Annotated in this window: 24 protein-coding genes and 1 pseudogene; 10 read left to right on the top strand and 15 right to left on the bottom strand. The window is 38.8% G+C overall.

Going from position 1 to position 19,254, the window contains the following annotated elements; genetic code table 11:
* Positions 1-8: 8 nt before the first annotated feature.
* Positions 9-536 (top strand): hypothetical protein, encoded by a 528-nt coding sequence (locus ABD006_RS07225; protein ID WP_343839233.1) that lies wholly within the window; start codon positions 9-11, stop codon positions 534-536.
* A 176-nt stretch (positions 537-712) separates the two neighbouring features.
* Here ABD006_RS07225 and ABD006_RS07220 read toward each other — a convergent pair whose 3' ends face one another.
* From ABD006_RS07220 to ABD006_RS07195, 6 genes are all read right to left on the bottom strand, one after another.
* The gene (locus ABD006_RS07220) at positions 713-925 is read right to left on the bottom strand and encodes a hypothetical protein (RefSeq protein WP_343839231.1); all 213 of its coding nucleotides are present in this window, start codon (positions 923-925) and stop codon (positions 713-715) included.
* A 150-nt stretch (positions 926-1,075) separates the two neighbouring features.
* Positions 1,076-1,531, bottom strand: a complete 456-nt coding sequence (locus tag ABD006_RS07215) for a DinB family protein (protein ID WP_343839229.1) — start codon at positions 1,529-1,531, stop codon at positions 1,076-1,078.
* A 27-nt stretch (positions 1,532-1,558) separates the two neighbouring features.
* Positions 1,559-1,828, bottom strand: coding sequence for a hypothetical protein (locus ABD006_RS07210; protein ID WP_343839227.1), 270 nt, complete (start codon positions 1,826-1,828; stop codon positions 1,559-1,561).
* A 21-nt stretch (positions 1,829-1,849) separates the two neighbouring features.
* Positions 1,850-2,107 (bottom strand): hypothetical protein, encoded by a 258-nt coding sequence (locus ABD006_RS07205; RefSeq protein ID WP_343839224.1) that lies wholly within the window; start codon positions 2,105-2,107, stop codon positions 1,850-1,852.
* A gap of 86 nt (positions 2,108-2,193) precedes the next feature.
* On the bottom strand, positions 2,194-2,862 hold the full coding sequence (locus tag ABD006_RS07200; RefSeq protein WP_343839222.1) for a hypothetical protein: 669 nt from the start codon (positions 2,860-2,862) through the stop codon (positions 2,194-2,196).
* Positions 2,863-2,906: 44 nt separating this feature from the next.
* Positions 2,907-3,443 (bottom strand): 2'-5' RNA ligase family protein, encoded by a 537-nt coding sequence (locus tag ABD006_RS07195; RefSeq protein WP_343839220.1) that lies wholly within the window; start codon positions 3,441-3,443, stop codon positions 2,907-2,909.
* A 244-nt stretch (positions 3,444-3,687) separates the two neighbouring features.
* On the opposite strand from ABD006_RS07195, the gene ABD006_RS07190 reads away from it, so the two are divergent.
* Positions 3,688-4,398 (top strand): class I SAM-dependent methyltransferase, encoded by a 711-nt coding sequence (locus ABD006_RS07190; protein ID WP_343839218.1) that lies wholly within the window; start codon positions 3,688-3,690, stop codon positions 4,396-4,398.
* 89 nt (positions 4,399-4,487) lie between these two features.
* Positions 4,488-4,661, top strand: a complete 174-nt coding sequence (locus tag ABD006_RS07185) for a hypothetical protein (RefSeq protein ID WP_343839216.1) — start codon at positions 4,488-4,490, stop codon at positions 4,659-4,661.
* A 46-nt stretch (positions 4,662-4,707) separates the two neighbouring features.
* Here the strand turns inward: ABD006_RS07185 and ABD006_RS07180 are convergent, their stop codons facing one another.
* On the bottom strand, positions 4,708-5,895 hold the full coding sequence (locus tag ABD006_RS07180) for an amidohydrolase (protein WP_343839214.1): 1,188 nt from the start codon (positions 5,893-5,895) through the stop codon (positions 4,708-4,710).
* Positions 5,896-5,953: 58 nt separating this feature from the next.
* A complete protein-coding gene (locus ABD006_RS07175) occupies positions 5,954-6,850 on the bottom strand; it encodes a selenium metabolism-associated LysR family transcriptional regulator (protein ID WP_343839212.1) in 897 nt (298 codons plus the stop codon).
* Positions 6,851-7,018: 168 nt separating this feature from the next.
* Between ABD006_RS07175 and ABD006_RS07170 the strand changes: the two genes are divergently transcribed.
* From ABD006_RS07170 to ABD006_RS07155, 4 genes are read left to right on the top strand one after another with little or no spacing between them, the layout of a single operon-like run.
* Positions 7,019-7,915 (top strand): putative selenate ABC transporter substrate-binding protein, encoded by an 897-nt coding sequence (locus ABD006_RS07170; RefSeq protein ID WP_343839210.1) that lies wholly within the window; start codon positions 7,019-7,021, stop codon positions 7,913-7,915.
* A gap of 12 nt (positions 7,916-7,927) precedes the next feature.
* On the top strand, positions 7,928-8,710 hold the full coding sequence (locus ABD006_RS07165) for a phosphonate ABC transporter ATP-binding protein (RefSeq protein ID WP_343839208.1): 783 nt from the start codon (positions 7,928-7,930) through the stop codon (positions 8,708-8,710).
* A 28-nt stretch (positions 8,711-8,738) separates the two neighbouring features.
* The gene (locus ABD006_RS07160; protein ID WP_343839206.1) at positions 8,739-9,479 is read left to right on the top strand and encodes a PhnE/PtxC family ABC transporter permease; all 741 of its coding nucleotides are present in this window, start codon (positions 8,739-8,741) and stop codon (positions 9,477-9,479) included.
* Positions 9,476-10,318 (top strand): PhnE/PtxC family ABC transporter permease, encoded by an 843-nt coding sequence (locus ABD006_RS07155; protein ID WP_343839204.1) that lies wholly within the window; start codon positions 9,476-9,478, stop codon positions 10,316-10,318. The genes ABD006_RS07160 and ABD006_RS07155 overlap by 4 nt, the downstream gene beginning before the upstream one ends.
* Positions 10,319-10,582: 264 nt before the next feature.
* Here the strand turns inward: ABD006_RS07155 and ABD006_RS07150 are convergent, their stop codons facing one another.
* From ABD006_RS07150 to ABD006_RS07140, 3 genes are all read right to left on the bottom strand, one after another.
* Positions 10,583-11,854 (bottom strand): MFS transporter, encoded by a 1,272-nt coding sequence (locus ABD006_RS07150; protein ID WP_343839202.1) that lies wholly within the window; start codon positions 11,852-11,854, stop codon positions 10,583-10,585.
* 486 nt (positions 11,855-12,340) lie between these two features.
* Positions 12,341-13,519 carry a toxic anion resistance protein gene (locus ABD006_RS07145; protein ID WP_343839200.1) on the bottom strand — a complete coding sequence of 393 codons (1,179 nt, stop codon included), beginning with the start codon at positions 13,517-13,519 and terminating at the stop codon, positions 12,341-12,343.
* Positions 13,503-14,153, bottom strand: coding sequence for a 5-bromo-4-chloroindolyl phosphate hydrolysis family protein (locus ABD006_RS07140; protein ID WP_343839198.1), 651 nt, complete (start codon positions 14,151-14,153; stop codon positions 13,503-13,505). The genes ABD006_RS07145 and ABD006_RS07140 overlap by 17 nt, the downstream gene beginning before the upstream one ends.
* A 531-nt stretch (positions 14,154-14,684) precedes the next feature.
* Between ABD006_RS07140 and ABD006_RS07135 the strand changes: the two genes are divergently transcribed.
* Positions 14,685-14,918 (top strand): helix-turn-helix transcriptional regulator, encoded by a 234-nt coding sequence (locus ABD006_RS07135; RefSeq protein ID WP_343839196.1) that lies wholly within the window; start codon positions 14,685-14,687, stop codon positions 14,916-14,918.
* The gene (locus tag ABD006_RS07130) at positions 14,911-15,192 is read left to right on the top strand and encodes a hypothetical protein (protein ID WP_343839194.1); all 282 of its coding nucleotides are present in this window, start codon (positions 14,911-14,913) and stop codon (positions 15,190-15,192) included. Before ABD006_RS07135 ends, ABD006_RS07130 begins: the two co-directional genes overlap by 8 nt.
* A 271-nt stretch (positions 15,193-15,463) precedes the next feature.
* Here ABD006_RS07130 and ABD006_RS07125 read toward each other — a convergent pair whose 3' ends face one another.
* From ABD006_RS07125 to ABD006_RS07110, 4 genes and pseudogenes are all read right to left on the bottom strand, one after another.
* Positions 15,464-17,071 (bottom strand): ABC transporter permease, encoded by a 1,608-nt coding sequence (locus ABD006_RS07125; protein WP_343839192.1) that lies wholly within the window; start codon positions 17,069-17,071, stop codon positions 15,464-15,466.
* A 23-nt stretch (positions 17,072-17,094) separates the two neighbouring features.
* Complete coding sequence (locus ABD006_RS07120; protein WP_343839190.1) at positions 17,095-17,976, bottom strand: ABC transporter ATP-binding protein; 882 nt, start codon at positions 17,974-17,976, stop codon at positions 17,095-17,097.
* Between the two features lie 143 nt (positions 17,977-18,119).
* Positions 18,120-18,557, bottom strand: a complete 438-nt coding sequence (locus tag ABD006_RS07115; RefSeq protein ID WP_343839188.1) for a hypothetical protein — start codon at positions 18,555-18,557, stop codon at positions 18,120-18,122.
* A 15-nt stretch (positions 18,558-18,572) separates the two neighbouring features.
* Positions 18,573-18,692, bottom strand: a pseudogene (locus ABD006_RS07110) (TetR/AcrR family transcriptional regulator); the annotation flags it as partial.
* Between the two features lie 241 nt (positions 18,693-18,933).
* Here ABD006_RS07110 and ABD006_RS07105 point away from each other — a divergent pair.
* The gene (locus tag ABD006_RS07105) at positions 18,934-19,191 is read left to right on the top strand and encodes a peptidase dimerization domain-containing protein (RefSeq protein ID WP_343839186.1); all 258 of its coding nucleotides are present in this window, start codon (positions 18,934-18,936) and stop codon (positions 19,189-19,191) included.
* Positions 19,192-19,254 lie beyond the last annotated feature (63 nt).

Here is a 19,254-nt window from a genome sequence, read left to right as displayed (position 1 = left end):
GTTTTTTTATGAAAAAACGTTCGGGTAAATTTTTCGTGACTATGTTCTTTGCTTTACTAGTCTTGTATATTGCCGGCTGCAGTGAAGACACAGAAAAAACGAAAACACAGGATGAAAATATACAAACCATTGAAGCTGTTTTAGAGAATACTTTTACAGGACCTGACGATGAGTTGAAACAAATATGGGAGAGTGACGTAGAGGAAAAGATGAAAGCAATAGGTCCATACACAGAGAAACTATTTAAAGATTATTTTACAGAAAATGCTTACCTGGAATACGCCGGGGTTTATGGCATGACATTTCTGTTAGAAGCACATCATAGTGATTACAGACTGGAGCTTAAAAAGGCCACATATGAAAAAACAAAATCCGAAGAAGACATTTATGATTTCACTGTTCAGGTCGAGTACCAGAAAGATGGCAGCGAACAATCAGAAGTTGGACATTTAAAGGGTCAGGCCAATTTAAATGTTGACCATAAAATTGAAGAGATGATTATTCGTAATGCCGGAGACTTTTTGGAAATTTTTTAATGCAGGTGCCTGTCACCACCCGAATTTTGTCGAATTATCGGTATAGAAACTGCACCGGATTTTCTTAAATAAACACCTCCATTCAATAGTTAGCACTTAATGGAGGTGTTTTTTCTATGGATAAGAAAATTTCTGTCCTCTAATTCTATATATCTTTCTTAAACCTATGTTGAAATCTAGTTCCTTTTATCTAAGAACAACAAAGCTATTCCTGCACCTAAAACAGCTATAACAACACAACTTAGCAGGGAAGCATTAACGGCATTGGAAAAGGTCATTCGTATAATATCCTTGGCTTCACTCGGACCTGCGATATCTGCTGCCGGATTTCCACTTACTCCGCCGTTTATGAAGGACATATCTTCTTCATTTCTAAATTGGTTTGTCATTCATTATAAGCTGATTTAAGTCCTCGTGGATCGTGCCCTTCCAGACACAAAAAAAGACCATCACCTATTGATGATCCGATGTTTCCTCAACCCATCTGCTGACACAGAAAGTCTGATGTGTTATTTCTTTACCCTTACCTTTACCAATGTTTAGCCCTTCACACCATTCTCCGGATTCCACGAGCCTTGCAGCTTCCTAATATAAATGATCTGTCCTGTGTGATAGGTTATATGAATCGTAAGGTGTGCCAGTTCAGCTGACCATTCATCAATCTTATGGTCGTCAGCTTCTTCCACAACGCTCCTCCATTCAGACATCAAGTCATTCAATCGTTTAACGGCGTCTGGCCAACTTAGATCTTCTCGATTACTGAATGTGTTGCTATCTGAATTTTTCTCATTTGGGAGATCTTTAAACCGATTCAAATATCGTTGGTTATAGAAAATTAAGTGATTCACCATTTCAAATATAGAGTTTGCAGATTCAGAGGGCTTCCAGTCTGCCTGTTCCTCGGTAAGACCCTCAATGGCGTTTCGTAATGCGACAAACCAGGTATTTTCCTGACAGGCATTTAACTGAGCCAGTAAAACATCTCTTACGTCCATCCTTCTTCCTCCTAATTTAAGCTTCCATTATTCTTGTGACTTTATCTTCAGGTTCATTCCTACTAGTATCATGGAAATCACGAATGCAATTCCAGCCAATATAAAAAATCCGGTTGCATAGGAAGGTATGCTTTCTTCAAGTACCCGATCATTAATTTCGAATCCTAATAAAGATAAACCAATTCCTTGTCCATCCACATTTGATCCAAGAGACCATAAGTTCAAACCTTTATTCAAAAAGAGAACAGTCAAAAGAACAAGAACTACTGCAACAAACCAACGGCGAATACGTTTCATTCACATCTCCTCCCAATATTTTTACCTTTTTGTATGAATTGATCTTAACGCTTTCCCTTCATCCTCTTTCCTCACATATATTTTATAAATCCTCCCTAAATCACTGTATGGAGTACCAGGCGATGCATTGGCATTGCCTGTCACAGACACTCTAAATTTAATCAGATCCGCCTCCAGCTTTGAAACGGCTTTATAATAATCCTGCTGTCTCATGGCGGTATACACCAAGGTCTTCTTACTGGAGAATAAATATTCGATGAGATTTAAAATAAATTCCAAAGTATCCCTCCCTACTAAAAGAGGCTATGCCTTACAAAAAACACATCTTCAGAAACAAACGAACAATCTTCCTAAAAATTTATTTCCTATAATCCTTTAACCATTTTTCTAAAATCATTATGCTTTTTTATAGATTTCATTTCAGTTCCGCTTAATTGCAGTGTCTTAGATTTATAGCTAATACTAAAGTGATCCATATTTAAATCTTTTTCATTTAATTCTTCAATTAACTTAAAGGCTTTTTCCAGCTCTGCTTCTTTATTCTCAGTAATTTTCGTATGATCCTTTGCAATGCCGATTTCTAAAGTAACCATATTTTTATAATTGGGGACTTCTGATTTTTGAGTAGCATCCGGGTATAAGGAATCCCTAACCTCTACTGCGTGGTTCAACCTGTCAGGAAATGTCTTTTCTATTATAGGTGTTACCTCATTTCTTGCCTGATATCTCCACAATTCATAATGATATGCGTCATCAATTTCAGCTGATTTGGAGTTTTGACCTACATGAAAGGTTACCTCTGGGTTCGTTTCAGAAAATGCATAAGCATGATAGGTTCCTCCATGCAGAAAATCATAGGAGATTTCATCAATGACAAAATCCTGATGATATCTCTCTTCCAGATAGGTCTCAAACTTGTCTTTATATGAAATCAAGTCCCAGGGTGTTCCGTAAAAGAAATAAAATATAAATCCGATTAAGCTAAATAAAACGATTCCTATTACTAGAAATTTTTTGGATTTCAGAAACCCCATCATGCACCTCGTTTATAAGTAATTTGACTAAGATCACCAGCTTATTATTTTTCGGCCAAAGGAATATCTTCCAGCTTTACATAATGATTCGGTTCTATTTCCTTATAAACTCTTACAAAAGTCACATTCAATGTAGGGTAAGGTTGCATTTCTGTTTGTGCTAATGTTGCCATATCTTTTAAATCCCGTTTTGGTAATCCCAAAGTGGTCTTTCCTAATGTCATATGTGGAACAAAGTTTTCCAGTTTAAAATATCTCTCTATTTGTTCTTTAGAAGGCTCGACCGCGTGAACAATATCTTTGTGTAAAGTATACAATTGTTCCGATGATGCGCTAAAAAATAAAATTTCTTCGCCAAAAAACATCGGCTTTTCTATTTTTATATGAAATGGTCTTGTTTCTCCACATACACGTTTCACTTTACTGATCCATTTTTCATCCGGAGTTAAACCGCCCTGGGCTTTTAAAGTAATATGTGGTTCTACAACCTCATTAATTAAATTATTTTTCCATTTACCACGGAAGTCTGTTACTTTCTTTTTGAAATTTTCAGCAGGTACAATTCCAATGAAATATTGCATCATTCCCTCCTCATAAAAAAACAGTGATTATTCTTTTTGAAGAATACCTAAATCATTTGTTAGATATTGTATTTCTATAAAAGGTAAAAAAATTCCTTTAAAAATAATCCTGGTGCCTGTCACCACCCGAATTTTGTCGAATGGCTTAATAAGTTGGAATTTTATGTTATTATTGATTGAGATGTTCGCCATTTCAGATGTCACGTAAACTTGATGATTATTAATATTCCAGGGAGAGTTTTACATGGGTGATTATGCCAAAAATACGTATAACAAGCTAGCCAATGTTTATCAAAACGATATTGATGAAGAAAATCCTTATAACGCTTATTATGAGCGTCCTGCAATGTTGAATGCCTTACCCGCACAATTAACAGAGAAAAAGATACTGGATGCTGGCTGTGCTGCTGGTTGGTATTCCTCTCAGCTATTATCTCAAGGGGCAGAAGTTACAGGTATAGATGTAAGTCCTGAAATGATAAAAGCAGCAAAGCATCGTTTAGGAGAAAAAGCAACATTTCTCTGTCATGATCTTAGAGAGCCCTTGCCATTTGAGGACGATACTTTTCATGTTATTATAAGTTCTCTGACGCTTCATTATCTAAAAGATTGGACGTACACATTCCAGGAATTTAACAGAATTTTAAAAGCTGATGGAACCATTTTATTTTCGGTCCATCATCCATTTATGGACTTTACAAGACATCAGTGTGAAGATTATTTTAAAACCCAATTTTTAACAGAAACCTGGAACAAACCCAACCTTACAATTGATGTCAGCTTTTACCGAAGACCTTTGCAAACAATCGTGAACAATACCACTCAATTTTTCAACCTGGAAACACTAAGAGAACCTAAACCGCAGACAAAAATGAAAGAGATAAAAGAAAAAGCCTATCACTATCTAATGACGAATCCACATTTCCTGATTGTAAAGGCTACTTCAAAAAAATAACATAGATAGAATGAGCGATTTATCTTTTGAATCACAGAGTTAATTTCAGGTGTAATTGTCATCTTTATTGAAGCTAAAGGAGGGATCTTTTGGCCAATAGTTTAACATCATTCTTTTATGGAATTACAGGTGTACTCATAGGAATTATGCTTGCGAAAATCGTTCACCACAAAGAGATTAATTGGGATACAATAGGAAATTTCTTTGCAATTGTATTAGTACTTTTTCTTTTTAAATTAGGTTTGAAGTTATATAAAGAGTAGTGACGCTTGGATTTAAAATCCAAGCGTCTCTTCATGGTAGTGTTTCTTATTCAACATCCAAATAACTGCAGGCCACATGCCCAACAGATTTTGCTGCAACGAGTAATGCGTCCTCGTCAATATCAAATTTAGGGTGGTGGTTAAAGTAAGGATCCTTAACCCCTTTTGGCGTGCAGCCAATATAGAAATATGAACCAGGAATTTTTTCAAGATAATAGGCAAAGTCATCGGATGGTGACATTTTTGGAAATTCCTTGACTACTTTAATTTTTCTATCATTAGCTTCTTTCAAAGTATCAGCTACAAACTGGGTTAATTCCGGATCGTTGTATAGTGGTGGATAATCCGGTGTATAAGTAAGCTCGCATGTAACACCAAATAGTTCTTCCAGCCCGTTCACAATCCGTTGAAATTCTTTATTAATAACTTCCTGAGTTTCATCATTGGAATAACGGATATCGCCTTCAAGCTCTACGCTGTCTTTGATTACGTTAAAGCTGCCCTTCCCGTCAAATGAGCCGATTGTTACGACCCCAGCAGCAAGCGGGTCTACCCTGCGACTGACAATCGTTTGTGCGGCGGTAACAAAATGGGAACCTGCGACAATGGCATCATTCGCTTTATGCGGGGATGATCCATGCCCTCCACTTGCCTGAATCTTCAATTTAAAATAAGTACGTCCATTAAAGGAATAGCCACTATGATAGCCTACTGTACCTGCTTCGGCCATTGGTAAAAGATGAATACCAAAGATGGAGTCCAGGTCGTCCAACTTGCCTGAATCTACAATGCTTTTTGCCCCACCTGGAGGCTGTTCCTCTGCATGCTGATGAATAATCTTGATCGTGCCTTTGATTTGATCCTTTAATTGGATAAGACAATCAGCGAGAATTAACAAATAAGCAGTATGACCATCATGGCCACATGCGTGCATCACACCATCGTTTTTTGATTTGAACGGAACATCTGTCTCCTCTTTAATCGGCAGTGCATCAAAATCAGCACGAAGACCGACTGTTTTGCCTGGCAATCCACCATTAATCGTGACAATAACGCCGTGACCATTTCCCGCGTTCGTTTCGATGTCTACATCCTTATCTTGATAAAAATCGGCAATGTATTCTGCTGTCTTCTCTTCTTCAAAAGAAAGCTCGGGATGCTCGTGTAAATAACGGCGGATTTCAATCATCTTATCTTCCCGTTCTTCCAGCATTTTCATCAATTGATCCTTCATATCGAAGCTCCTTTCTATTGGGTGGTGCCTGTCACGCCCCGAATTTTGTCGAATGCCTTCATTCAAACGGATATTGCCTGATAAAATCCAGAAAAGCAGCGATGGTTAAGGCATTTTGATTCTCTTTTAAATAGGACACATAAAATTTTCTTGAAATATCAAGGTCTTTAATTGAAATGGCCTCGACTCTGCCGAATTTTTGTGCGCGATTAGCCGCCAATGAAGAGACGGCTGATATCCCAAGTCCAGCTTCCACAGCTGAAATCACCGCTTCTGTACTCCCCATCTCCCCAACAACATGAAGCTCCTCAATGGTATGATTTTGCTTCAATAGTGCTTTTTCAAAAGCCTGTCTTGTATTGGAATGGGGTTCACGAAGAATCCAGTCAAAACGAAATAAATCATTCATTTCCAGTTTACTGTTTTCTTCTCCTGGCTGCATAATGACCTTTAATTCATCATCAAAAATAGGTATGGACTCAATTTCTTCCTCATGTTCAGGTTGTCCTGTCACAATAAGGTCCACACTTCTGTTCATGAGCAATTTCTCAATCTCTGCGGACCCGGACACTTGCATACGAAAATGAACAGCAGGGAATTTGATCCGAAATTGTTTTAATAGTGACGGGAGCAGATATTCGGAGGGGATTGTGCTTGCACCAATCACTAAATTCCCTGTCGGCTGATTCCCCAGAAAGTGGTACTCTAGCTGACTCCACTTCTCCAGGATTTCCAAGCTTGCCTGATAGAACGTCTCTCCTTGTGGCGTCAGAGAAAAGCCTTCATTACTTCTTGTTATCAGTTTTGTTTGAAAATAATGCTCCAGCACCTTGATTCTCTGGGTAATTGCCGGTTGAGATACCCCCAGGAGCTCTGCAGCTTCCTGATAACTTTTAACCTGAGCCACTTTTACAAATGCTTTAAGTTGATTAAGATTCACCTGACTCTTCCCCATTTCTAAAAAATTCTCTTCCCATATTATACACTTATATGGCTGCAATTGTATGACTCGAATATGAATTAATGACTTCACGAATTTAAAAATAAACTTTATAATGTTAATTACTGTACATAAGATACTTTTTTACATCATATAAGTTTTTCTTATAAGGAGGATTTTTACATGCGTAAAGTCATTATTCTATTGTTAATCACCCTGTTTGCTGTCTTATTATCAGCTTGTGGGGATACGGATAACGAGGCAGATTCCTCAAATGGAGACAACACCAACGACAAAACATTTAAAATAGGTGCGATTCCAGACCAGGATGTTTCAGATTTAAATCGACGCTTTAATGATTTTGCTACCTATTTAAGTGAACAAACGGGATTAAATGTGGAATATGTTCCTTCACAGGATTATGCGGCACTTGTTACGGCCTTTAATCGCGGAGAAATTCAGCTCGGATGGTTTGGCGGTTTAACAGGGGTGCAGGCCAGAAGTCAGGTGGAAGGTGCTGAAGCCATTGCACAGAGGCCGAGTGATAAAGAGTTTCATTCTGTTTTTATTAAACAAGCAGGGCTGGAGGTTGAAAGCCTGAAGGAACTAAAGGGAAAAAGCTTTACATTCGGAAGTGAAAGCTCTACATCCGGTCACTTAATGCCCCGGCATTTTCTGACAGAGGCAGGAATCAACCCTGAAAAAGATTTTGCGAGCGAGCCGAATTATTCCGGTTCACACGATGCCACATACCAGCTCGTGGAAGCAGGGTCATTTGAAACCGGTGCATTAAATGAACTCGTTTGGCAGAGTGCCGTTGAAGAAGGAAAAGTCGATACAGATAAGGTCGACGTATTTTACACCACGCCCGCTTATTATGACTATAACTGGACGATTAACAACGTCAATGACAACTTTGGCGAGGGAACGAAGCAGAAAGTACAGGATGCCCTGCTGAATATGGGAGAAGATCAAAAGGATATTCTGGAGCTTTTCCATACCGATCAGTTTATCGAAACAAATAACGAAAACTATAAAGCCATTGAAGACGTTGCTAAAAGTCTCGGGATTATTAAATAGTAGGTGACAGAAATGGAATCAACTGATGCTTTTACATTGGAAAACGTAGAAAAGACTTACGGGGAGATGAAAGCCATATCTCCTCTTTCTTTAAGCATTAAAAAAGGAGAAGTGACGGCGATTATTGGTCCAAGTGGCGCTGGAAAAACGACACTGCTTAATATGCTGTCCACCATTGAAACACCAGATAATGGAACAATTAAAATCGCTGAAAAAAGAACCAGTGAATACCGGAATCCCAAGGAGCTGGCCAAAAAAGTAGGAATCATTCGTCAGCAGTTCGATTTAGTGGGCTCCCTTCCTGTCATACACAATGTTCTTGTGGGTCGCTTCACAGACTGGGGATTTTGGAAGTCATTTTGGTCATTTTTCTTTCCACAGGAGAAGGATATCGCCATTCAAGCACTGCAACGAGTAGGATTAGCTGATAAAATGTATGATCGAACCTCCAAATTGTCTGGAGGCGAACAGCAGCGTGTTGCTTTGGCCCGCTTGCTCGTTCAGCGTCCTGAAATCATTTTAGCTGATGAACCCGTATCATCACTGGATCCGGCCAGAGCTGAAGATGTTCTTAATATTTTAATTCAAATCGTAAAGGAAGAAAAACAGACCTTGGTGACAAGCCTTCACTCTGTTGAATTAGCGAGAAACTATTTTGACCGGATTATTGCAGTTAGAGAAGGGAAAATCTATTTTGATCAGCGGGCGGCGGAAGTGTCAGATGCAGACCTTACGAATCTTTATCAATTAACGGAGCTGAACGAACATGCAGACAAAACTCCTCCACTTTCATAGAAAAAATATATTAACCTTCGTGATGCTCATGGTTTTTATCGGGAGCCTTTTTTTCGTTGACTGGGGTAAAAATCTCTTTCACTCCGGAGGCCTTTCCACACTCGCACAGATGATTCAGGGACTTTTTCAGCCTGATTTATCTCCGGAGATTTTGCAGCTCGCTCTAGTTTCAACCTGGCGCACACTGGCATATGCAGTGGCAGGGATGACGTTAGCTCTCATCCTGGGAGTTGTTTTAGGTGTGCTATCTTCAGGAATTTTAATGTCTGACAAAGGAATTGGCCGCTTTTTATCCAAAAGTATTTTTCGTGGTTTACTTGGCTTTATGCGCGCCATTCATGAACTTGTCTGGGCCTGGCTTTTTGTTGCGGCATCCGGGTTAACTCCTTTTGCAGCTATTTTTGCCATTGCCATTCCCTATGGAGGAATTTTAGGAAGAATTTTTGCTGATATGTTAAATGAAGTTTCAAGTCAGCCATTGAATGCGTTACGGTCAAGTGGTGCAACGAGAATGCAGCAACTGATCTATGGATATATTCCTTTTGCAGCCCCTGATTTGATGAGCTATGTTTTTTACAGATTTGAATGTGCCATCCGCTCCTCTGCCATCATGAGCTTTGTTGGTCTTGGCGGACTTGGATTTCAAATTCAGCTGTCTTTGCAGGATTTAAAATATGATGAAGTCTGGACGTTTCTGTTCTTTTTAATTGGAATTGTCGTTATTGTTGACGTTTGGAGCCAGATGGTACGAAAGAGGCTGGTCGCATGAAACATAGAAAATTTAAAATAGGATTTGTCCGTGGCTCCTTTTTTGTCGCTTTATTGCTTATGGTTGCTTCCTGGTCTTTTATTTTTACCGTTGAAGGCGCGGATTTCTTTGGACTTTTTTCGGAAAAAAATCGACAATACACTCTTGAGTTTCTGCAAAATATGTTGGGTGTGAATGCCGAAACCCCTGCGTTCACAAGCTTGGAAAGTTGGAAAACGGCAGCTAAGCTATCCTTTGATACTTTAGTTATGAGTATTATGGCCGTTGGATTTGCAACCATTGGGATGATTCTCACTGTGATTCCTGCAGCCAGAACAGCCGCAAATGGAACGTTGACCCTTAAGAAGACCTGGTATGGCTGGATCATTTATGGCATCATTCGCGTTTTTTATATTTTCTCAAGAGCCATTCCCGAATTGATATGGGCGATGATGATTATCTTTATTTTCAAACCGGGGATCCTGCCTGGTGCGATTGCTCTTGCCTTACACAATTTTGGAATCCTTGGCAAGCTGTGTGCGGAAACCATAGAAGACATTGATTTACGACCTATACGAAGCTTGGCATCTTCCGGGGCCAAAAAGTCTCAAATTTTTTTATATGGACTTTTTCCGACCGTCTTTTCCAAGTTTATCACGTATATCGTCTATCGCTGGGAGGTTATCATTCGGACCACAGTTGTTGTCGGATTCGTAGGTGCCGGTGGCTTAGGCCATCAATTTAAGCTAAGCATGAGCTGGTTCCACTATACCGAAGTCACCCTATTCCTATTCTGCTATCTCATTCTCGTCCTGCTCGTCGACCTCATATCAGAGGGCATGCGGAGAATCACCAGATAGGTGTCGCACCTCCAAAGGTGCCTGTCACCACCCGAGTTTTGTCGAAAAATCTCGGGTTGATGTCTCCTCCTGGGTTTTAGTGGTTTAGCGGGGTATGAAGGACTGTTTTCATATGTTATTGGGGATTATTGGCCTTCATTAGCTCATTGAATAAATCCCATTGTCTTAAGGAAAAAATAAAAAAGACTCCCTTCCAAATGCAGAACAACAGTCCATACACTCAGAAAAAAGCCTTTCATCACTCATACAATACCTATCTAATCTCTATACCTCTATCTGTGCCTTATTTGGTTTCTTTGCAATCAAGCCGCAAATTATACCGATTACAGGGAATATCATCGTCACGAGAATCACTGGCGTATAACTGTGGAATAAATCATAACCTACGCCAAATGGAAGCGGTCCGAGTGAAGATCCAATTACCGTCATGGTTACCCCGACCCCACTGATACTTCCAATATATTTCCGCCCAAAAAAGTTTGGCCAGATAACCTTAATGGTGATTCGCTCAAGGCCATTGGCAATACCCCATATCACTCCGAATAGAATTGCCAGGAAGATATTCGTCGTAAACAAGAGCATGGTTAATAAGACCATCTCAACAATGAAAATAACAACAAGCAGGTAATTCGTTGGCACCCTGTCTGTAATATAGCCTGAAACAAATGACATAGGAATGCCGACTGCGGCCATTAAACTGAGAACTGTTGCCGCCAGGGTCGGTGATAAATCGTTGGAGCCAAAAATTGAAATAATATGGAACGTGATCCCTGTATTCACCATCGCTGGAATTCCAATACAAATCAAAATGGCCCAAAATGTTCTCGTTTTTCGGGCTTCTTTTAACGTCCAGTCTTCCGTATCAGCATTTATATTTGTGGCCCCAAGAACAGGTTTCGTTTTTTTACGCTTGTTCCCTGCAAATCCATCTGGTTCCAGGCCGATATCCTCAGGCTTGTTCCGTACGCCAAATAAAGCAAACGGCACGAAAACAACGAGCAACAAGATTCCCCAGAACTGCCAGGCAAAACGCCAATCCCATGTATTAATTAGCCAGGTATTTATGATTGGAAACACAGTTGCACTGATGAAACTGCCGAGCGTCATAATACTAAACGCAAAGCCCCTTCTCTGAACAAACCATTGGGCTACAAGTGTGTTCGGAATCAGTGTCATACTTCCCTGACCAAGTAAACGAATCAGGAAAAAGCCAATCACAAGCATCCATAGACTCGAAACCATACTATTCCAAAATAATGCCAATGAAAAAAGAGAACCGATTGTCACCATCATAATACGTGGACCAAGCCGGTCAATAAACTTACCCACAAACATCATCATAAACCCCGCCACTAAAGTTGCAGCCGAATACATCCCTGAAACCTCAGAACGGGACCAGCCAAAATCTACTATGTACTGATCAATAAAGGCCGAATTTGAATACGTTTGTCCGGGTCCTGAGAAAAAGACCCCTAAAGCACCGATAAAAACGATGAACCAACCATAATAAATCTTATCGAAAATATTTGATTTCACTGCAAAGCACCTTCTTTGGGATGGTGCCTGTCACCACCCGAATTTTGTCGAATGAACGGAGATGTGCACGGCTTACTTAGGCAATTTTACAAACTCATTAAAAAAGTATACCAAATCAAATATTGATTGGTATACCGTTTGAAATAATTTTGTCTTTTATAAATTTCCTATTTACCGCTTGCATCTGAAAATGCTTCCCTCTTCGTCAGCCAGTCTGCAAATAAAAAGATAATTGCATAAATCGGCAAAGAATATAAATAATGCCATCCAGTTAAAATATAATACCCTGCCCAGACAAACAGGGGTTCACCTACATAAGAGGTTAAAACACCAAAAAAACAATGCTTTAATGTCCATGCCTACCAATTTATCAAACTTTGTTAAAACTCCGCGCAAACCTTTAACTCCAAGAATCAATAAAATGGGAGGGCAGCCATTTAAACAGACAGGCTCTTATATTGTTTCTTGTTATTTCATGAAAAAGCCTTATTCCTCTCCATCTTTTAAGTGCAACAGCTTCTGTTTCAGCTCCTGTTCCATCGTGCCAATTTCCTGTTCTGCTTCCAGTCGTTTACGGCGCCCATCGTCCTGGATTTCTAATACTTCTTCAAGTGTAGAAACTAAATTATCCTTTGTCTGCTTTAACGTATCAATGTCGACAAGCCCCTGCTCATTCAACTTGGCTGTCTCAACCGTGTTGGTCTTTAACATCTCAGAATTTTTCAATAATAGATCATTCGTTGTTTTGGACACCTGCTTCTGAGCTTCAACGGCATTTTTCTGCCGGAACATCGTAAGTGCAATCGCGATTTGATTTTTCCATAATGGGATGGCCGTTAAAATCGAGGATTGAATTTTTTCCACTAACACCTGGTTTGTATTTTGGATCAATCTTATTTGCGGTGCACTCTGAATCGTGATTTGCCGACTTAACTTCAAGTCATGAATACGCTTCTCCAGGCGCTCTGCAAATTGTATAAGATCATTTACTTCCTGATACTTCATTTGATCATCAGTAGATTCCGCTGCTTTTCTGAGAGCAGGAATTTCCTTTTCACGGATTTCCTCAAGCTTGAGTTCGCCTGCTGCGATATAGACATTCAGCCCTTTAAAATACTCCTTATTATGTTCATACAGCTTTTCCAGCATAGCGATATCGGATAAAAGCCCATCCTTATTTTTCTCCAGTTTCACACTAATCCGGTCAATCTGTGCGCCGGTTTTTTGGTATTTCGATACAATCTCCTGCACTGAGCCGCGCAGCTTCCCGAAAATCCGTTTGATCACGTTTTGCTTTTCCGGCCTTAAATCATCCGGGTCCATCTCATTAAATTTCTTCATTAAATCACTGATAACCTGGCCAACCTCACCCATATCCTTCTTCTGGACATGCTCAAGCATCGAATGGGAAAAATCCAGCAATTTCGACTGTGCCTGCGTGCCATAGGAAATAATAGCCTCATGATCCTTGGCATCAATTTGCGTCGCGAGGGTTTGCGCCTTCTCTTTATCCTCTGCCGGCAGTACATCAACAAGCTTCTTGGACCCTTCTCCCTCTTCTTTTATTTCAGTGTCCGACCCTTCATCCTCTCCAAACGGATTGGCCAACAGCTCGTCCATTAAAATTCCATCATCTTTATGAATGGTTTCATTTTTGTTGTCCATCAAAATCCAGCCTTTCTTTTTTTGGATTTGTCGTGTACTTCGTGTAGTCTACTTCAAAGTTAAGCTCCTCAATATCATCTGAAAGAATATGATACAGGTCATTTTCGATGGCGGTTTTTATGTCTTTTATAGCCGCACGGGTTTCATCAAGCACCTGCTCCATCTCACTGCTCTTCTTAGGCTGCGAATAGAGAAATGCATATTTTTCTGTTAGTTCAACGGCCGAATCCAAATGGGAAAAATAAAACTGATTTCCCTGATAGAACCGCCTGGGCTCCTTTTTCGTCACTTGATAGATTTTTCTAATGGATCGTAATAAATCAAACATCTCTTTAAAAAAGGACATTTGGCGAATCGATAACAGCGTTTTATGCATTCGGCGGATTTTATGTTTGGCTTCGGTTAACTGCTTACGAATATATCGGTACTCTTTCATCGTCAACTGATTCTTTTTAAGCGAACGGAAATAAATTGCGCCGGATAGAATCCCATATGTCAAAGCCGCTCCGATCAATGATACTCCTGATGAGCTCAGGAAGGAAAGATCGAATAAGAAATAGCTAATCAGCCATACGGTAATCATCGCCGGAATTGCAATAGCTATTCGAATGACGATTGTTAGAAATTTATACAAAAATCATCGACTCCTATCTTTTTACCTATAAATATCTACGGTTTAATGGAATAAAAGTTTCATCTTTTTTTAGGTGCCTGTCACCACCCGTTTTATGTCGAAATAAGTCGTTAAACTAAAAGACCAGTTTTCTTTCTTAATCTCCCATAAATATCACTCAATTTACCAATTAATGGCGTAAAAATTGCGCTAATAATAAAGTAAGAAGCAATTAACCATGAAATATCGGTTTTTCAGATTTCTCCAAGTCATTCCAATGTCTCCTCTACGAAAGTACTATTCCTCATTTTAGCACAATCAAATTTTAATCAGTGCAAAATTAACCTCCACACCAAATTCTAAACATTATCATTCGTTTTCCACCTTTATAATTACTGCCCAAACCATTACTGCGATAAAAATCTCATTCTAATTAGTTTTTTAGCAAAAAGGCCACAAATCCTTATTCGTGATTCAAACCTTCTTCAATATATGTAATGTTTTTTTGACATTTAGTAAGAATTATTTTACACTGTTTTTGGAGTGATATGAATGAATCGTAAAGGATCTTTAACAAACCGATTAAATGTACTTCGTGCTGAAAAAGGTTGGTCTCAAAAGAAAGTTGCTACACTACTGGGAATTAGCAGACAAACAGTAATTTCAATTGAAGCCAATAAATACAGTCCATCTTTAATGCTTGCCTTTCAGATTGCTCATTTATTTGACAAAGATATTAATGACGTATTTCAATATCATTCAGAAGAGGAGTTTTTAGATGATTAAATGGTTGGCCGTTGTCACATTAGTGTGGATACTTTATCAATATGAACAACGCTTTATGTTAAAGGAAGGCCATGACGAAAGAGGTAAGATGATTCTCTACAAATCTCGTTCAAGAACTTTTACATATGTTTTGATTGGGTGGACAATTATTTATTTCATCAATAGTTTCTACCACTTAACCTATGATCAATTTAGAGACGCTATAGCTATCATGGTAGCAGGAGTCCCATTCATTCAATTCATTTATTTATTTTTCTATCGCCGTAAATACTAACCAATCGTTTTAGGTCAGTTTATCGCTGAACTTCTGTCCCTGAGAGTAGTGCTTACCAATCGATATTGTTCGTTCGCTATTATTCGGATAAGCTTATTCAAGAATGAGTAATAGATAAAGCGATGAAGTGGATTTTATGGAACTAGATGTTTAATAAAGTATCAGAAATAAAAAACGCTAATAACATCCTAAGGACATCATTAGCGTCATCGTTGTTCCTTCTAATATGTTACTTTTATTTTTGGCAGTTGCATTTGGGGTTGTTTCTCTCCTATTCAAGCATATCCCGTCTATGATAACCAAAATAACCAATAATCAAGAAAACGATGCTAATCACCGTTATGGTTATGAAAACTGTTGCATCAAAATCTTCAATTGGAATTCGGGGGAACCAGCTTTGAATGGCTGTTTTGGAAAACCATTCAGATAAGTCTAATATATTACCAAAGTAGTTTAATAGAAAGGAATAGGCTAGATATATATACACCACTTTCCCCAGTTTCGGTGCCCAACCAAGTGCCAAAGCTGCCAAACCAGTAAAGAATAATACGGATGGGAACAAGTTAAAACCAGCAGCAAGAAAATCAAAGATATCCATTGTTAATTGGTCGCCCATGGACGCAATAGCCGTACCCCCAAGGCCAACTACGGCTAATAAAGTTCCTGCTACACCTGAAAAAATAGCTAAACCCAAATTGATCCAATAAAGTTGACTGCGGGTAACTTTTGTAGCAAAAATCTGACTTAAGCGCTGTTGGTTTTCTTCAGAGAAAAGTTTATTTACAATGACAATCGGTAAAATTGAAACCAAGCCTATCATGACCATCATAATGGTGCCTGTAAATGATTCTTCAATGGTAACACCTGAATGAGTAAACATTTCCTTCATTATGTCATTACTTGCAAGGAAGGTCTGCATATCTCCAAAAATGGAACCATAGGCAGCCCCCATAATAACAAAAGCAATAAACCAGCTGATCATCACGCCTTTGTTAATTTTGATAAATAAACCACGGATAGACAGCAAGGATTTCTTTGCACGATCTCTTCCTTCTCTTTCAGGAAGATAACCAGCCCCCATATCACGAGCTCCTTCAAGGCTAAAAGCAATCACCATCATAATGATACTAAAAATGAAGGCAAATAGCAGTGGAATCCAATTATTTTCTGTAAAAGGATAGGTTAAATATGTCCAGCCTAAAGGATTAAACATGGATAAATCTACATTAGAGACATCTGTCCCTGCACGAATAATATAAAGCAGTCCTATCATTCCAAGCGCTGACCCTGTTGCCCCGGATGAAGCAGACATAATTTGGGCCATAACCAGAGCAATCACAGCACCGAGAATACCGGCCATTCCGATTGAAGCTCCGAATAAAAGAGAACCTTCAACAGTAATCGTATCAGCACCAAAGCTAATCATAACTCCACTTATAACAAGTGCTAATAAAATGTTAATAAAAACGATCTCTATCATTGCAGCAAGAGAATTTGCTTGGCGGCCTACCTGAAATGAGCGAACAAGTTCAGTCAATCCAAGGTCCTCTTCTTTACGAGTATGACTAACCACATGTAAAACAGCAATTATCATCGCAAATAAGCTACAGAAGAGTAACATCTCATGTGCATACATGGCTCCTAAAGTAAAGTCACTTGCTGTTTCAATGGGCGTAGGACCTACCATAGCGGTCATAGCAGGATTTTGCAGTGTTTCGTACATGCCCAGCAACCCTTGGCCTTTTGCTATTTCTTCAAAGGCCGGAACATAAGCAGCTGAAAACAAGCCAAGTCCTAATACCCAAATTATAATTTTTTTCCAGTCTCGTTTTAAATAGAGCAGGAACAATGTATTCCAGCGTGCAAACTTTTCCTTCATCTTTCACCCTCCCTTCAAACCGTTTATCCTTCATAATGCCGCATGAATAAATCCTCAAGAGTCGGTGGCACGGATTCAAATTTCTTGACCCCTAATTCACTTGCTTTGACTAAAACATCATCAAGGTGTTGAGAATCCACGGAGAATGTTGCTTGATTATCTTTTTGTTTGAAATCAAATACACCATTGATACCAGCCATTTCAGCCACATCACCTTCTGTCGTTAAAGTTACAGTAGAGCGTGTCAAGTGACGCAGTTCATCGAGGGTCCCTGTTTCCACAATCTCACCTTGTCGGATAATGACAACCTTATCTGCCAATCGTTCAACTTCACTCAAAATATGAGAGGATAGCAAAATGGATTTTCCTTTTTCCTTAAGTTTTTCTACTTCTTCTTGAAAGATAGCCTCCATTAAAGGATCAAGACCAGAAGTTGGTTCATCCAGGATGTATAAATCAGAATCAGCGGCTAGTGCTGCGATTAAACCGACCTTTTGGCGATTTCCTTTCGAATACCCTTTTGCTTTTTTCTTTGGATCCAATTCAAAGCGTTTGATTAAATAATCTCGTTTTTGCTTATCTCCCCCACCATGTAATTTCAAGAATAAATCAATAATTTCACCGCCTGTCAGATTTCCCCACAACGAGACATCTCCTGGGACATAAGAAATGCGTTTATGAATTTCAAGGCTGTCTTTCCAAACGTCTTTACCAAATATTTCTGCACTACCGGCATCTCGCTGGATAATCCCTAATAGAATTCGAAGCGTTGTAGATTTACCCGCCCCATTGGGACCAATAAAACCAACAACTTCACCAGCATTTACCGTGAAGTTCACATCACTAAGTGCCTGAAATTTACCGAACTTTTTTTGTAAACCTTGAATATTTACAATTTCAGTCATGATACGGACACTCCCCTTTTGAAACTATGTATCTCATTAATGGAATTTTCCATTTAAAAGATATGCTTTAAATTCCTGACAAATTGTACCCTTTTTCTAAATTTGACGCCCACTATTCATTCCCACGAAACTCCTGCTTTACTTCATTTGTAAAAACTAGCCTTCAGTATTTCAGAATATCTCTCCCATTCTTTAAAATACAGATTTCCAAATTCATCAATATCTTCAAAGCTGTTGATTTGCTGAAGGGCTTTCTCCCCAAATCCAAACATGGTCCAATTCAGGATTTCAATGGCCTTTTCGACATCAATATCTTCGCGGAACTTGGAATAATCAATATTTTTATAGATGATCTCTGTTCCCTGTTCATAGATTGGATCTACTTTGTTCCTGATTATATCTTTTACTTCAGCGGACTCCTCTTTGATAGAAGAAGCGAGGAAGTCAAATACGTGAGGAAATTTTCTGTGGATATGGAATTTCTGCAGTCCAATATTTTCGATTCTTTTAAATAAATCCGTTTCATTTAGATCAATTTGTTCATATAGATATTCGATAACTTGAATCCCGTATTCGATCAAATATATATAAAGATCTTTCTTGCTATGAAAATAATTAAATAATGAGCCCTTAGATATTTTTGCCTCTTTTACAATTTCATTTGTTGATGCTTTTTCAAAACCATTTCGGACAAATTCCTTTATAGCAGCATTAATAATAAGATTTTTCTTCTCCGTTTTTAATTTATTAAAACTCGCGTTAATGGTTATAAGCTCCTTTCATCAATGATGTGACCGCTGTGGTCAATATAACTGTAGCACAGATGACCATGTCGGTCAATCAGGTGCCTGTCACTAATAGGAAGCAGGACTGACCAGTGTTATACACAATGCCATTGCATACATTTTTACTTACCAAATATAGATCGTTCACACAAATAAGCTGGATCAATTGGTTATGAGTACAACTATTTTTAATGCAGGGAACCAAATAAACTCAGTTCCTGAAAAAGCAGTAGCTGAAATAAACGTACGGACTATTCCAGAATTTGATAACGATAAAGTGATTGACTTATTCAATACAACAGCTAACAAATACAATAAAGAAGGCTCTAATATTGATGTTGAAATGACCATGTCATTACCAAGTGCTTTCACTTCAGGACAGTCTGACATGGTTGACCTTGCTAAGGAAGACTTGGTAAAAAACACTTAGACTTAGAGATTTCTGTTAAAGGTTCGCCAGGGTGACGGATGCATCAAACTTATTACAAGGATA

It is taken from the genome of Salinibacillus aidingensis (assembly GCF_039522525.1).
GTDB lineage: Bacteria > Bacillota > Bacilli > Bacillales > Alkalibacillaceae > Salinibacillus > Salinibacillus aidingensis.
This window is presented reverse-complemented; position numbering and strand designations above follow the sequence as displayed.

What these genes read in the sequence shown, in the direction of transcription:
- ABD006_RS07210 (WP_343839227.1), bottom strand. Translation starts at nt 1,828, where the DNA reads ATGAAACGTATTCGCCGTTGGTTTGTTGCAGTAGTTCTTGTTCTTTTG.
- ABD006_RS07190 (WP_343839218.1), top strand. Translation starts at nt 3,688, where the DNA reads ATGGGTGATTATGCCAAAAATACGTATAACAAGCTAGCCAATGTTTAT.
- ABD006_RS07120 (WP_343839190.1), bottom strand. Translation starts at nt 17,976, where the DNA reads ATGACTGAAATTGTAAATATTCAAGGTTTACAAAAAAAGTTCGGTAAA.
- ABD006_RS07180 (WP_343839214.1), bottom strand. Translation starts at nt 5,895, where the DNA reads ATGAAGGATCAATTGATGAAAATGCTGGAAGAACGGGAAGATAAGATG.
- ABD006_RS07195 (WP_343839220.1), bottom strand. Translation starts at nt 3,443, where the DNA reads ATGCAATATTTCATTGGAATTGTACCTGCTGAAAATTTCAAAAAGAAA.
- ABD006_RS07130 (WP_343839194.1), top strand. Translation starts at nt 14,911, where the DNA reads ATGATTAAATGGTTGGCCGTTGTCACATTAGTGTGGATACTTTATCAA.
- ABD006_RS07160 (WP_343839206.1), top strand. Translation starts at nt 8,739, where the DNA reads ATGGTTTTTATCGGGAGCCTTTTTTTCGTTGACTGGGGTAAAAATCTC.
- ABD006_RS07220 (WP_343839231.1), bottom strand. Translation starts at nt 925, where the DNA reads ATGACAAACCAATTTAGAAATGAAGAAGATATGTCCTTCATAAACGGC.
- ABD006_RS07165 (WP_343839208.1), top strand. Translation starts at nt 7,928, where the DNA reads ATGGAATCAACTGATGCTTTTACATTGGAAAACGTAGAAAAGACTTAC.
- ABD006_RS07215 (WP_343839229.1), bottom strand. Translation starts at nt 1,531, where the DNA reads ATGGACGTAAGAGATGTTTTACTGGCTCAGTTAAATGCCTGTCAGGAA.
- ABD006_RS07105 (WP_343839186.1), top strand. Translation starts at nt 18,934, where the DNA reads ATGAGTACAACTATTTTTAATGCAGGGAACCAAATAAACTCAGTTCCT.
- ABD006_RS07125 (WP_343839192.1), bottom strand. Translation starts at nt 17,071, where the DNA reads ATGAAGGAAAAGTTTGCACGCTGGAATACATTGTTCCTGCTCTATTTA.
- ABD006_RS07175 (WP_343839212.1), bottom strand. Translation starts at nt 6,850, where the DNA reads ATGGGGAAGAGTCAGGTGAATCTTAATCAACTTAAAGCATTTGTAAAA.
- ABD006_RS07155 (WP_343839204.1), top strand. Translation starts at nt 9,476, where the DNA reads ATGAAACATAGAAAATTTAAAATAGGATTTGTCCGTGGCTCCTTTTTT.
- ABD006_RS07200 (WP_343839222.1), bottom strand. Translation starts at nt 2,862, where the DNA reads ATGGGGTTTCTGAAATCCAAAAAATTTCTAGTAATAGGAATCGTTTTA.
- ABD006_RS07225 (WP_343839233.1), top strand. Translation starts at nt 9, where the DNA reads ATGAAAAAACGTTCGGGTAAATTTTTCGTGACTATGTTCTTTGCTTTA.
- ABD006_RS07145 (WP_343839200.1), bottom strand. Translation starts at nt 13,519, where the DNA reads ATGGACAACAAAAATGAAACCATTCATAAAGATGATGGAATTTTAATG.
- ABD006_RS07170 (WP_343839210.1), top strand. Translation starts at nt 7,019, where the DNA reads ATGCGTAAAGTCATTATTCTATTGTTAATCACCCTGTTTGCTGTCTTA.
- ABD006_RS07135 (WP_343839196.1), top strand. Translation starts at nt 14,685, where the DNA reads ATGAATCGTAAAGGATCTTTAACAAACCGATTAAATGTACTTCGTGCT.